The sequence below is a fragment of the Rhodoferax sp. P2_H8_2 genome (genome assembly GCF_056403235.1).
Map to the genome: position 1 here is coordinate 1 of NZ_JBFUFW010000014.1, position 13,683 is coordinate 13,683.

Consider the following 13,683-nt stretch of genomic DNA (forward strand, 5'->3'; position numbering starts at 1 on the left):
ACCAGCTGGAGACGCTCATGATCAGCAGCATGATCAGAACGGTCTTGGCCACGACGTCGGAGGTCTTCCACAGGGCTTCAATGCCGTAGGGGTTTTCTGCAGCTTCTTTAGCAGCAGGTGCGGCTACCGCAGCGGTCGCAGGTGCAGCGGTTTGCGCTTGGGCCACTGGAGCCATACCAGGCACTACGGGCAGCAGGGCTCCCAGCGCCAGTGCGCAGGAGGCGATGAAACGGGCAAATTTGACTTGCACTATGTATCCTTTCGATGCAATTTCTACGGTGGTTAGCGGTGATTGGATCGGCACATCACCGCCCAATTGAAGCAACCGCGGATTCTAATGGTGAATTAGCGAAAACTAAGTGCGACAACGCCCAGAACTGACAAAAGTTGAAGGCTGCCCTGTGAAATTTACAGGTAATTTCGAGTTACAAAGCGATAACTAAGTGATTACCCTTAACCCCAGGCCACCAGCACCGGAGCAAAAGGTCAGCCTTTTTGAAAGTGAAACTGGCCAGGCGCCAAAATCGGGTCCACACCCACCTGAATTGTCTCCTTGGGCGCGAACTTTCCCTCCAAGAGAAGCTTGGACAGCGGGTTCTCGATGCGCTGCTGGATAGCGCGCTTCAGCGGTCGCGCACCGAAAACGGGATCGAAGCCCACTTTGGCCAGTTCCGCCACGGCGGCATCGCTCACCACCAATGCCAGATCCATCTTGGCCAAGCGGGCCATCAGGATTTGCAGCTGGATCTTGGCAATAGCTGCGATGTTGGCCGCGTCCAGCGCGTGGAACACTACCGTCTCATCGATACGGTTCAGGAATTCAGGGCGGAGGTGGTTCTTCAGCTCGCCGGTCACGGCGTCCTTGATGTCCTCACTGTCCTGGCCGACCATGCTCTGGATCAGATGGCTGCCGATATTGCTGGTCATCACGATCACGGTGTTCTTGAAGTCCACGGTGCGACCCTGGCCATCGGTCAGGCGGCCATCGTCCAGCACCTGCAACAGCACGTTGAACACATCGGGGTGTGCCTTCTCGACTTCGTCTAACAGCAACACCGCATAGGGCTTGCGCCGCACAGCCTCTGTTAAATAGCCGCCCTCCTCGTACCCTACATAGCCCGGAGGCGCGCCGATCAGGCGGGCCACAGAGTGCTTCTCCATGAACTCGCTCATGTCGATGCGGATCAGGTGATCCTCGCTATCAAACAGGAAGCCCGCCAGTGCCTTGCACAGCTCGGTCTTGCCTACGCCCGTGGGGCCAAGGAACAGGAAGGAGCCGGTCGGGCGATTCGGATCACTCAAACCCGAACGTGAACGGCGGATGGCGTTGGCCACGGCTGCAATGGCTTCGTCCTGCCCGACCACGCGGTCGTGCAGCTTGGTTTCCATTTGCAGCAGTTTGTCTTTTTCGCCCTGCATCATCTTGGACACAGGGATGCCGGTGGCGCGGCTCACCACCTCGGCGATCTCTTCGGCGCCCACTTGCGTGCGCAGCAGCTGGCGCGCTGCGCCCTGCCCGCCCTTGGCCTTGCCCGCTTCCTTGTCCTGTGCCTCTTTCAGGCTCTTTTCCAGCTCGGGCAGCTTGCCGTATTGCAGCTCGGCCACCTTGGCCAAATCGCCCTTGCGCGTCAGTGCATCAATCTGCTGACGCAGCTTGTCGATTTCTTCACGTACTTGGGCGCTGCCCTGCGCTGTGGCCTTCTCGGCTTTCCAGATTTCGTCCAGATCGGCGATTTCCTTTTGCAGACTCTTGATCTCGTCGTTGATCAACTCCAGACGCTTGCGGGATGCATCGTCTTTCTCGCGCTTCACGGCTTCGCGCTCGATCTGCAACTGGATCAAACGGCGATCCAGCTTGTCCATGACTTCGGGCTTGGAGTCCAGTTCGATCTTGATCTTGCTGGCCGCTTCGTCGATCAAATCGATGGCCTTGTCGGGAAGGAAACGGTCAGTGATGTAGCGGTGGCTCAACTCGGCCGCGGCCACGATGGCGGGGTCGGTGATATCCACGCCGTGGTGCACTTCGTAGCGCTCTTTCAGGCCACGCAAGATGGCGATGGTAGCTTCCACCGTGGGCTCACCCACCAGAATCTTCTGGAAGCGACGCTCCAGCGCAGCGTCTTTTTCGATGTACTTGCGGTATTCATCCAGTGTGGTCGCGCCCACGCAGTGCAACTCGCCACGCGCCAGTGCCGGCTTGAGCATATTGCCCGCATCCATCGCGCCCTCCGCCTTGCCCGCGCCCACCATGGTGTGCAGCTCGTCAATAAACACGATGGTCTGACCTTCGTCCTTGGCCAGATCCTTCAACACATTTTTCAGGCGCTCTTCAAACTCACCACGGAACTTGGCACCAGCCAGCAGCGAGGCCATATCGAGCGACAACACGCGTTTGCCCTTCAGCGAATCGGGCACTTCGCCAGCCACGATGCGCTGTGCTAAACCCTCAACGATGGCGGTCTTGCCGACACCGGGCTCGCCGATTAGTACGGGGTTGTTCTTGGTACGGCGTTGCAGCACCTGAATCGCGCGGCGGATCTCATCATCGCGGCCGATCACCGGGTCTAGCTTGCCCATGCGGGCACGTTCGGTCAGATCAATGCAGTATTTCTTCAGCGACTCGCGCTGGTCTTCGGCATCAGCGCTGTCCACGTTTTGGCCGCCACGCACTGCTTGAATAGCCGCTTCCAGGCTCTTGCGCGTCAGGCCATTGGCCCGAACGAGGTTGCCAATATCCAACTTGCTGTCCGTCAATGCCAACAGAAACAACTCGCCAGCGACAAACTGGTCGTTGCGCTTGATCGCCTCTTTCTCCGCAGCCTGCAACAGCGTGACCATGTCACGCCCGACTGTCACCTGCTCATGGCCTTGAACTTGGGGGAGGCGTTTGACAGCAGCCTCAGCGGCGGCGAGCAAACCCGCCACATTGACGCCCGCGCGGTTCATCAGCGCTTTGGGGCCATCGTCCACCCGGATCATCGCGGCCAATACGTGGACTGGCTCGATGTACTGGTTGTCATTGCTCAGCGCCAGTGTCTGGGCTTCGCCCAGAGCTTCCTGAAATTTGGTGGTGAGTTTTTCGATTCGCATGGCTATTTCCTTGATTGCTACCAAGCTTGGGGGCAACAGCCGCAAATTTCAAGTGCGACACCGCACGCAAAGGTAGTTTCAAGTGACAGGTTGACACACATCAAGTAAGCAGGAGAAGGGAATGCCGGGGGCCGATTTGTGCGCGTTTGGCACCATGAGGCACCCGGCATTCCCTTCTCTGGCCGACGCCACAACAGAAGTTCAACCGAAGTTGGATACCGTAATGCCCCACTTGGCCAAAGCAGCATCATCGCTAACCCGCGCATCCACCCACTGCGCACCTTGCGGCGTGGTTTCCTTCTTCCAGAATGGTGCCTGCGTCTTCAAATAGTCCATCAAAAACTCGCATGCCTGAAAGCTCTCGCCGCGATGCGCCGATGTCACAGCCACCAGCACGATCTGGTCCAGTGGCTGCAACAGGCCCACGCGGTGGATCACTCGTGCACCCAAAATATCAAAGCGTTCGAACGCCTCGTCAATCATGGCATCGATGGCCTTCTCGGTCATGCCAGGGTAATGCTCCAGCTCCATTGCGCTGATGTCGCATGGACCACCCGCGGTTCGGTCACGCACGGTGCCGATGAAGCTGCACACCGCACCTACGCGCGGGTCACCCGCACGCAGTGCCGCCAACTCGGCGCTAAGGTCAAAGTCTGCGGTCTGGATGGTCACTCGATGTGTAGCAAATGCGGAACGGTCCATGCCGGAATTGTGGCACCGTCTGCCGCGCCCCGTTAAGATGAGTGCATGTTTGCTGCCATGTCCATCGCCCTCGCCTTCGCCCTCTCCGGTGCGTTGGCGTCTGCTATGAACGCCAGCAAATCCAAAAAGCCAAAGCTCATCTGACCGGAGCTGCGGTTCCGTCCTCGGATGAGCGATGGAACTGCCAGACCCCACCCCCGTTTTGCTGTCCCGCGCGCCTCTGACGATGGTTCATTCATCGGTCATGCTTTCTAAAGGACAAACGCGTGCCAACTTTCAGCAACTTCTCGGGGCTGTGGATTCCCCTGATCACCCCTTTTTCTAACGGAGCGGTAGACCACCCTGCCCTCGCCCGTCTTGTGCGGCACTTGCGCGCCACCGGCATTGCCGGCTTCGTCGTGTGTGGTTCCACCGGCGAGGCCGCAGCTCTAAATAAACCTGAACAGTTGGCCGTGCTGGATACGGTGCTACATGCGGCCGGTGGGTTACCCGTGGTCATGGGGCTGTCGGGCTACCACCTGCCCGATACCGTGGCTTGGGTTCAAGCACTGGCAGGTCGGCCGTTGGCCGGAATACTGGTGCCACCGCCGCACTACATCCGCCCGTCACAGGACGGCGTACTGCAATGGTTCACGGCCATCGCCGACGCCAGCACGGTACCGCTGATCGTGTACGACATTCCATACCGCACCGGCGTCACGATGACGCTGGAAACGATGCAGGCACTGGCACGCCATCCCCGGATACGGGCCATTAAGGACTGCGGCGGAGATGCAGCCAAGACGCAGGCGTTGATAGCCGACGGGCAGTTGCAGGTGCTGGCCGGAGAAGATGCACAGCTCTTCAACACTTTCGCACTGGGCGGTGCGGGTGCCATTGCGGCCTGCGCGCATTTGCATACTGGGCAGTTCGTGCGTGTGATGGAACGGATCACGTCCGGCAACTTGCAGCAGGCCCGCGCGTTGTGGCGCCCGCTACAGCCACTGATCAGCGCACTGTTTGCAGAGCCCAACCCGGGCCCATTGAAGGCAGTGTTGGCGGATCTCGGGTTGGTTCACAACGAACTGCGCTCGCCAATGACAACCGCGACGGCCGCAGGTATCAAAAAGCTGCTCGCGCTTTACCTGGACGCCGAGCGCAACTAACGAAGGCGAATCAGCCGCCAGTGACTGGGGGAAAGAAGGCGATTTCAGCGCCGTGTACCAAGGCGGCAGATTCTTCGCTCATCACTTGGTTAAGCGCCATGCGCACCGCCTTGCCACGTGCCAGGGCGGTGGCATACGCGCCACCACGCGCCAGCAACTCGTCGCGCAAGGCTTGCAAGGTGCCAGCTTGCGTATCTACTGACTCACTGCCCTGCCCCAGCGCTTCGCGGATCGATGCGAAGTATTTGACGGTGACTCTTTTCATTGCTGGGCCGCCCCAAGATGAAAAGCGGCCCCCTCGGGGGGCAGCAACCACACGAAGTGGGGAGCGTGGGGGCAAATGTTCATGCCAGCAATTCCGCAAAGGAGACAAACTGCACGCTGTCGCCAGGAGCAATCGTGCAGCCGCTGGGGTTGTCGACCAGGCCATCGCCCCAGACGGTAGATGTCAACACTCCCGAGCTTTGGTTGGGAAACAGATCCAATCCGCCGTCGCCGTTGCGGCGTACCCGCAGGAATTCACGGCGTTTATCGGCCCGGGGCCACGAGAAGTCGGCGCGAGAAGCTACTGTTTTCATAGCAATCTGCTCAACGCCTTGCAGTTTCAGCAGGAAAGGCCGCACCAGCAACAGGAAAGTCACGAAGCTGGAGACCGGGTTGCCGGGCAGACCGATAAAGTGCGCCGCGCCGATGCGGCCATGCGCAAACGGTTTGCCCGGTTTGATCGCGATCTGCCACAGGTCCAGCGTACCAAGTGCCTGCACCGCAGGCTTGATATGGTCTTCCTCGCCCACCGATACACCGCCGCTGGTGAGGATCAGATCGTGGCCGGCTGCTGCCTTTTGCAACGCAGTTTCCGTCGCAGCGCGCTGATCGGGCACGATGCCGAAGTCGGTCACGTCGCAGCCCATGCGGCGCAACAGACTGCTCAGGAAAAAACGGTTGGAGTTGTAGATGGCGCCGGGCGGCATATCCTGCGGCGCTTTCTCGCCGGGCATTACCAGTTCGTCGCCAGTAGAAAATAGCGCCACGCGCGGACGCTGTGCCACGCTCAGTGCGTCCAAACCAATGCTGGCAGCCAGCCCCAATTCAGCAGGCCCAAGACGCTGACCCGCGCGCAGGATCACCGCGCCCTGTGCGATGTCTTCGCCCGCACGGCGAATCCACTGCCCCATTGTCGGCACCGCGTTCACGCGCACACCACCTGCATTAACGACCTCGCAGTCCTCCTGCATCACCACCGCGTCAGCGCCAGGCGGGATCGGTGCTCCGGTGAAGATGCGCGCTGCGCTCAAAGGCTGAAGCGGCTGGCCACTGGTGCCTGCCGCAATGCGCTGGGTCACTTGCAAAACGACGCCAGGCTCGGTCACGTCAGCACTACGAACCGCGTAGCCGTCCATGGAACTGTTGTCCTGCGGCGGCACATGCAAAGCCGACACAACATCCACAGCCAGCACGCGTCCGTCAGCATTCATCGTTTGAACGGATTCGCTGGCGCCCAGCGGTTGAACACTCGCCAGCAATTGGGCCAGCGCATCATCCAGAGGCATCAGGGGTGGCCGGGTGCTTGCGTTCATGGATTTCCAGTTGCTACTGTTTGTATAGCTGCTTACGCACGTTCCATGCGCGCGAGCGGCCTATTTGGCACTCAATATCCGCATTCCTTGGCGATCAAGGCTTTGACGGCCGCCACGTCTGCATCCATCACCTGCACGCGCTTGGGGAGAGCTTCAATGCCTTCAAACTTGGCCGGACGATCCGGCGCACGGCCCAGCGCCTCTTGCACCGTCTCTGCAAACTTGATCGGCAATGCAGTTTCCAAAACCACCATAGGCACGTCAGCGCGGCGCAACTCCAAAGCCACTTTCAAGCCGTCGGCAGTGTGCGTGTCGATCATCATGCCGTGGCGCTCCCATGTCTCGCGAATGGTCGCAAGGCGGTCGGCGTGCGTGCTCTTGCCGCTGACAAAACCGTAGCGGATGGCGGCCTGCGCAAACGCTGCGTCTTTGCTGAGATCGAATCGGCCATCCTTGCTGATGGCATCGGAAAACAAAGCTTTCGTGCGCGCACCATCACGGCCCAGCAAATCAAACACAAAGCGCTCGAAGTTGCTTGCCTTGGAAATGTCCATCGACGGGCTAGAAGTCTCGTGTGTATCGGCACTGCCGCGCACGCGGTAGACGCCGGTGCGGAAGAACTCGTCGAGCACGTCGTTCTCGTTGGTGGCGACTACCAGCTTGTCAATCGGCAGGCCCATCATGCGCGCCACATGTCCTGCGCAGACGTTACCGAAATTGCCCGATGGCACTGTGAAGCTGACCTTCTGCGTGTTGCTCTCGGTCGCCTGAATGTAGCCCGCAAAGTAATAGACCACCTGTGCCAGCAAACGCGCCCAGTTGATGGAGTTGACCGTGCCGATCTTGTATTTGCGCTTGAAGTCCAGATCATTGGACACGGCCTTAACCATGTCCTGGCAATCGTCGAACACGCCCTTGACTGCGATGTTGTAGATGTTGGCGTCCATCAGGCTGAACATTTGCGCCTGCTGGAACGGGCTCATGCGGCCGTGCGGACTAGTCATGAAAACGCGCACTCCCTTCTTGCCGCGCATCGCGTATTCCGCAGCGCTGCCGGTGTCGCCGGAGGTGGCTCCCAGGATGTTCAGCTCTTCGCCACGGCGGCCTAATTCGTACTCGAACAGGTTGCCCAGCAACTGCATCGCCATGTCCTTGAACGCCAGCGTCGGACCGTTGGACAAGGCTTCAATCCAGACACCATCTTCCAGGTGACGCAGCGGCACGATCTCACCGGTGCCAAACACTTCGGCGGTATAGGTCTTGGCGCACAGCGCGCGCAGGTCGGAAGCGGGGATGTCGTCGATGTACAGCGACAGCACTTCAAACGCCAGCTCGGCGTAACCCTGCTCGTGGTAGACCTTGCGCAGCTTGGTCAGCGTCGCATCGTCAATCTGCGGGTAGCTCTCGGGCAAATACAAACCGCCATCAGGCGCCAGGCCTTCGAGCAGGATTTCGCAGAAGCGTTTGCGGTCGGCGTGGCCACGGGTAGAGAGGTACTTCATGCCAGCTCTTCCTTGCGGATACGCACAATCGGAGCCAGCACCGTCGGTAGCGACTGCATCAGCGCCAGCGCCTTGTCCATGCGGGCTTCCTGGCAGTCATGCGTCAGGATAATGAGGTCGGTCTGTGGGACGCCACGTGTCCCGTTCGGTCCTGTGCCCTCACCGCTGACCTCATCGGCTTCGCGCTGCAGCATCGCATCGATGCTGATGTCGGCAGACGCCAAGAGGCCGGTCACCATCGCCAACACGCCAGTCTGGTCTGCCACGCGCAAACGCAGGTAGTAGCTCGTCACCACCTCGCCCATGGGCAGCACCGGCGTATCGCGCATGCTGTTGGGCTGGAAAGCCAGATGCGGCACGCGCTGTGCTGCGTTGGCGGTGTGCAGGCGGGTGATGTCAACCAGATCCGCAATTACCGCACTGCCGGTCGGCTCGGAGCCCGCGCCCTTGCCGTAGTACAGCGTGGTGCCCACGGCGTCGCCGTTGACAACCACAGCATTCATCGCGCCTTCGACATTGGCGATCAATCGCTTGGCAGGAATCAGCGTGGGGTGCACACGCAATTCCACGCCTGCTGCGGTGCGCTTGGTGATGCCCAAAAGCTTGATGCGATAGCCCAGCTGTTCGGCGTACTTGATGTCGGCCGCGCCCAGTTTGGTGATGCCTTCGATATAAGCTTTGTCGAACTGCACCGGAATGCCAAACGCAATCGCCGACATGAGCGTCAGCTTGTGCGCGGCGTCCACGCCTTCAATGTCAAACGTCGGGTCCGCCTCGGCGTAGCCCAGGCGCTGCGCCTCTTTCAGCACCACATCAAAGTCCAGCCCCTTGTCGCGCATCTCGGACAGGATGAAGTTGGTCGTGCCGTTGATGATGCCCGCAATCCATTGGATGCGGTTGGCGGTGAGGCCTTCGCGCAGGGCCTTGATGATGGGAATGCCACCGGCCACCGCAGCCTCAAAAGCCACCATCACACCCTTCGCCGACGCCGCCGCAAAAATTTCGGTACCGTGCACGGCCAGCAGCGCCTTGTTGGCGGTGACCACATGCTTGCCCGCAGCGATGGCTTCGAGCACCAGCTCTTTGGCCAGCGTGTAGCCGCCGATCAGCTCGACGACGATGTCGATGTCAGGGTTGCGAATAATCTCGCGTGCGTCAGCTACTACTTTCGCTTTGTCACCCACCACAGCCTGTGCCAGCGCGGTGTTGCGGCGCGACACCATGGTCACTTCAATGCCACGGCCCGCGCGGCGCTTGATTTCTTCCTGGTTGCGTTGCAGAACGTCGAACACACCGCTGCCCACGGTGCCAAGACCCATCACGCCCACTTGAATCGGTTTCATACAGTTTTCAGATCAAAAAGGCCTGCAGCCTGCGCAAAACGTGTGCAAGCAGCTATCAATTAAAGAGCAGTCACTTTGCATGCCGCTTGCGGTAACTCTCCAGGAAGCGTGCGATACGGCCGATGGCCTCGCGCAAATCATCTTCGTGGGGCAGGAACACAATGCGGAAATGGTCTGGTGCGCGCCAGTTGAAGCCGGTGCCCTGCACCAGCATCACGCGGGTTTCGCGCAGCAGCTCCAGAAAGAACTGACGGTCGTCTTCGATCGGATAGATCGTGGGGTCCAGACGCGGGAACATATACAGCGCAGCTTGTGGCTTCACGCAGGTCACACCGGGAATTGCGGTAATCAACTCATAGGCCAGGTCGCGCTGGCGGCGCAGACGGCCGCCCTCTTTGACCAAGTCCTGGATACTTTGGTAGCCGCCCAAGGCGGTCTGGATGGCGTACTGGCCGGGCACATTGGAGCCCAGCTTCAGATTGGCCAGCATGTTCAGGCCTTCAATGAAATCGCGCGCGTGGTCCTTGGGGCCGGACAGAATCATCCAGCCAGCGCGATAACCGCAGGAGCGGTAGGCCTTGGACAGCGAGTTAAAGGTCAACGTCAATACGTCGGTGGACAGGCTGGCAATCGCGGTGTGGCGCACGCCTTCGTACAACACCTTGTCATACACCTCATCAGCGAGGATCACCAGCTCAAACTCGCGCGCAATCGCTACGATGCCACGCAGCAAATCGTCGCTGTACAGCGCGCCGGTGGGGTTGTTGGGGTTGATGACCACAATGCCGCGGGTCTTGGGCGTGATCTTGGCGCGGATATCCGAGAGGCTGGGCATCCAGCCGTTTTCTTCATCGCACTGGTAGTGCACGGGCTTGCCGCCCGACAGGCTGGTTGCCGCAGTCCACAGCGGGTAGTCGGGAGACGGTACCAGCAGTTCATCGCCATCGTCTAAAAGCGCGTTCGACGCCATCACGATCAGCTCGCTCGCGCCATTGCCGAGATAAATGTCGTCCAGGGTGACACCTGCAATGCCCTGCTGTTGGCTGTAATGCATCACCGCCTTGCGCGCTGCAAAGATGCCCTTGCTGTCCGAATAACCTGCCGAATTGGGCAGGTTGCGGATCATGTCTTGCTGGATTTCTTCAGGGGCATCAAAACCAAACGGCGCCAGATTGCCGATGTTGAGCTTGATAATCTTTTGGCCCTCATCTTCCATCTTCTTCGCCGCGTCCACAATCGGACCCCGCACGTCATAGAGCACATTGGCGAGCTTGGCAGATTTCTGAATGGTTTTCAAAGTCCCTCCGGGAGCGTTCAGTACAGGGCGAAACCTATAATTTGACCACAGTTCCGCACAGACTTAGTGCACTGCAACATTCAATTCAGCCCTCTTTTCGCTCGTACCACGCATGAAACTCCAACCGGATGCCACCAATGGCCCCTCGATCACGGGTTATGGACCAGGCTGGGTCGCCGTCAATGGCGAGCAGGTGACTTCCAGCATCGTCCTGCCCCCTAACGGACAGCGCTTTGCCTGGAACTGCGCCAGCTTCGAGGAACTGACCCAGCAGCATTTCGACCAACTGGCCGAACTGGACTGCGAGCTGGTCGTGTTTGGCAGCGGCGAACGCATCCGCTTCCCCAACCCGGCCTGGCTACAGGCTTTGTATGCCAAGCGTATTGGCGTGGAAACCATGGATACGCAGGCTGCCTGCCGTACTTACAACTTTCTGGCCGCCGAAGGGCGCAAGGTCGTCGCAGCACTTCTGTTGTAACCCGGAGTAACCCGAACTCGGTTTACGCCGCTTTTCAGAGTAAAATCACGGGTTGCGGTCGACGGCACAAAGCCCTGTCACGCTGACAGCTTTCACCATGACCGAGACACCCAGCACGCGAGACTCACAAAACATATGGCGATAGTTGTCAACAAACCCCTCCCCGAATTTGAAGCCAACGCCACCGGCGGCATCAAAGTCTCCAACACCAGCCACGTTGGCAAAACCATGGTTTTGTACTTCTACCCCAAGGACAACACCCCTGGCTGCACCACGGAAGCCATGCAGTTCCGTGACAAATACAAGGATTTCGCCAAAGCCGGCGCCGCCGTTTTTGGCGTGTCCCGCGACAACATGAAGTCCCACGATGAGTTCAAAGCCAAGCTGGAACTGCCGTTCGAACTGATTGCCGACACCGAAGAAAAAATGTGCCACATGTTCGGCGTGGTCAAGAACAAGATCATGTACGGCAAGAAGGTCAAGGGCATTGAGCGCAGCACCTTCCTGGTAGGCGCCGATGGCCTGCTGAAAGAAGAATGGCGCGGCCTGAAGGTTCCGGGTCACGTCGATGACGTCCTGAAGGCCGTCAAGGCACTCAATAAAAAGGCAGCCTGATAGCCCTTTTGGGGCTGTGTGTTGTTTTGGCACACACCCTATAGCGCTGTCACAGCGCTCATGCATAATCATTTGCATGCCGTTGAGTTTCGCAACCGCGCTCACTAAAAAAGCCGCCTTGGCTCAAGGCGGCTTTTTCGCTTTTGCAAACCCAATGTTCATTGACCCACCACCCAGGTACCCATCCATCCATGCCTCTGCCCCCCGCACCGACCAAACGCGCTGATCAACTCTCCGCCAAAGCGTACGACGCCGTAGCCCGTACACCCAAACGTGCAACCCGCAAGGATGAAACCCCGCCTCCCCCTCCCGCCATACACGCAGTTCCTGTACTGGCGCCTGTAGAGGCCCGGGGCTCCAAGAGCAAACCGGAACTGGTGCTGGTCTCCGAACCCACCCGTGTAGACAACACCAAAACCCAATCTCGCGGTCGCAAACGCGCGCGCAGCGGCCCGTCCAAGCTCTTCGTGCTGGACACCAATGTCCTGTTGCACGACCCGATGTGCCTTTTCCGCTTTGAAGAACATGACATCTACCTGCCGATGATCGTTCTGGAAGAGCTGGACGGCCACAAAAAAGGCATGACCGAAGTAGCCCGCAACGCGCGCCAGACCAGCCGCACGCTGGACACCCTGGCTGGCGCTCCCGGCGCCGATATCACTGCGGGCTTCATGCTCGACAGCACCGGCCACAAGGATGCCGGTGGCAAGCTGATGTTCCAGACCCAGGCGCTGGACTACCACCTGCCCGCCAGCCTGCCCCAGGGCAAGGCCGACAACCAGATCCTGGGCGTCGTTGAGGCGCTGCGCCAGAAGTTTGCACCGCGCGAAGTGGTGCTGGTGTCCAAGGACATCAATATGCGCGTCAAGGCGCGTGCCCTGGGCTTGGCAACCGACGACTACCAGAACGACAAGACGCTGGAAGACGGCGACCTGCTGTACTCTGGCTCGATGGCCTTGCCGTCTGATTTCTGGGCTACCCATGGACAGAAAGTCGAAAGCTGGCAATCCGGGCAACACACCTTCTATAAGGTGGATGGGCCGGCCGTTCCGAACATGCTGATCAACCAATTCGTCTACTTCGAGTCGCCCGGTGAGCCCAGCCTGTACGCCCGCGTGACCGAAATCCGCGGTACGACAGCCGTGTTGAAGACGCTGCGTGACTTCAACCACCTGAAGAACGCCGTATGGGGCATCACCACCCGCAACCGCGAGCAGAACTTCGCGATGAACCTGCTGATGGACCCGGAAGTGGACTTTGTGACGCTGACCGGTACTGCAGGTACCGGCAAGACGCTGATGGCATTGGCCGCCGGTTTGACCCAGGTGCTGGACGACCGCCGCTACACCGAGATCATCGTGACCCGCGCTACCGTCAGCGTCGGCGAAGACATCGGTTTTCTGCCCGGCACCGAAGAAGAAAAGATGGGCCCATGGATGGGCGCGCTGGATGACAACCTGGAAGCCTTGGGCAAAACCGAGACCAGCGCCGGCGAATGGGGCCGCGCGGCTACCAACGAGCTGATCCGCAGCCGCATCAAGATCAAGAGCATGAACTTCATGCGCGGCCGGACGTTCCTGAACAAGTACCTGATCATCGACGAAGCGCAAAACCTGACGCCCAAACAGATGAAGACGCTGATCACGCGCGCAGGCCCAGGCACCAAGATCATCTGCATGGGCAACCTCGCGCAAATCGATACCCCCTACCTGACCGAAGGTTCCTCCGGCCTGACGTTTGCAGTAGACCGCTTCAAGGGCTGGCCACACGGTGGGCACATCACGCTGGCACGCGGCGAACGTTCGCGGCTGGCGGACTTTGCGAGCGAAGTTCTCTAACTAGCGCTTCACTCCCACATATAGGGGCACACGCAGCGCGTTGTGCCCCTTTTTATTTCACCGCCATGTTTATTTCTGTATTGACAGAAATAAAAG

11 protein-coding genes and 1 pseudogene are annotated in these 13,683 nt (G+C 59.5%); 4 read left to right on the plus strand and 8 right to left on the minus strand.

All coding sequences use genetic code 11. The features are described from left to right. From AC1DV6_RS17880 to AC1DV6_RS17890, 3 genes and pseudogenes are all read right to left on the minus strand, one after another. A pseudogene (locus AC1DV6_RS17880) lies at positions 1-250 on the minus strand (MotA/TolQ/ExbB proton channel family protein); the annotation flags it as partial. A gap of 236 nt (positions 251-486) precedes the next feature. Then, positions 487-3,090 carry an ATP-dependent chaperone ClpB gene (clpB, locus tag AC1DV6_RS17885; protein WP_477979857.1) on the minus strand — a complete coding sequence of 868 codons (2,604 nt, stop codon included), beginning with the start codon at positions 3,088-3,090 and terminating at the stop codon, positions 487-489. 201 nt (positions 3,091-3,291) lie between these two features. After that, a complete protein-coding gene (locus AC1DV6_RS17890) occupies positions 3,292-3,792 on the minus strand; it encodes a molybdenum cofactor biosynthesis protein MoaE (RefSeq protein ID WP_477979859.1) in 501 nt (166 codons plus the stop codon). Positions 3,793-4,058: 266 nt separating this feature from the next. Here AC1DV6_RS17890 and dapA point away from each other — a divergent pair, with 266 nt between their 5' ends. Continuing rightward, complete coding sequence (gene dapA, locus AC1DV6_RS17895; protein ID WP_477979861.1) at positions 4,059-4,937, plus strand: 4-hydroxy-tetrahydrodipicolinate synthase; 879 nt, start codon at positions 4,059-4,061, stop codon at positions 4,935-4,937. 10 nt (positions 4,938-4,947) lie between these two features. Here dapA and moaD read toward each other — a convergent pair whose 3' ends face one another. From moaD to AC1DV6_RS17920, 5 genes are all read right to left on the minus strand, one after another. Beyond that, complete coding sequence (gene moaD / locus AC1DV6_RS17900; protein WP_477979862.1) at positions 4,948-5,202, minus strand: molybdopterin converting factor subunit 1; 255 nt, start codon at positions 5,200-5,202, stop codon at positions 4,948-4,950. 79 nt (positions 5,203-5,281) lie between these two features. Then, positions 5,282-6,514: a molybdopterin molybdotransferase MoeA gene (locus AC1DV6_RS17905; RefSeq protein WP_477979865.1), complete on the minus strand. Its 1,233-nt coding sequence runs from the start codon at positions 6,512-6,514 to the stop codon at positions 5,282-5,284. A 71-nt stretch (positions 6,515-6,585) separates the two neighbouring features. Continuing rightward, positions 6,586-8,016, minus strand: a complete 1,431-nt coding sequence (thrC, locus tag AC1DV6_RS17910; RefSeq protein WP_477979867.1) for a threonine synthase — start codon at positions 8,014-8,016, stop codon at positions 6,586-6,588. After that, the gene (locus AC1DV6_RS17915; RefSeq protein WP_477979869.1) at positions 8,013-9,359 is read right to left on the minus strand and encodes a homoserine dehydrogenase; all 1,347 of its coding nucleotides are present in this window, start codon (positions 9,357-9,359) and stop codon (positions 8,013-8,015) included. Before AC1DV6_RS17915 ends, thrC begins: the two co-directional genes overlap by 4 nt. A gap of 70 nt (positions 9,360-9,429) precedes the next feature. After that, positions 9,430-10,656: a pyridoxal phosphate-dependent aminotransferase gene (locus tag AC1DV6_RS17920; RefSeq protein WP_477979871.1), complete on the minus strand. Its 1,227-nt coding sequence runs from the start codon at positions 10,654-10,656 to the stop codon at positions 9,430-9,432. A 112-nt stretch (positions 10,657-10,768) separates the two neighbouring features. On the opposite strand from AC1DV6_RS17920, the gene AC1DV6_RS17925 reads away from it, so the two are divergent. The 3 genes from AC1DV6_RS17925 to AC1DV6_RS17935 all read left to right on the plus strand — a co-directional run bounded on the left by AC1DV6_RS17925 (position 10,769) and on the right by AC1DV6_RS17935 (position 13,587). Further along, entirely contained in the window at positions 10,769-11,134 is a 366-nt protein-coding gene (locus AC1DV6_RS17925; RefSeq protein ID WP_477979873.1) for an Mth938-like domain-containing protein, read from the plus strand. Between the two features lie 135 nt (positions 11,135-11,269). Next, positions 11,270-11,749 (plus strand): peroxiredoxin, encoded by a 480-nt coding sequence (locus AC1DV6_RS17930; RefSeq protein ID WP_477979875.1) that lies wholly within the window; start codon positions 11,270-11,272, stop codon positions 11,747-11,749. 191 nt (positions 11,750-11,940) lie between these two features. Next, positions 11,941-13,587 carry a PhoH family protein gene (locus tag AC1DV6_RS17935; protein ID WP_477979877.1) on the plus strand — a complete coding sequence of 549 codons (1,647 nt, stop codon included), beginning with the start codon at positions 11,941-11,943 and terminating at the stop codon, positions 13,585-13,587. The last annotated feature ends 96 nt before the right edge of the window (positions 13,588-13,683 follow it).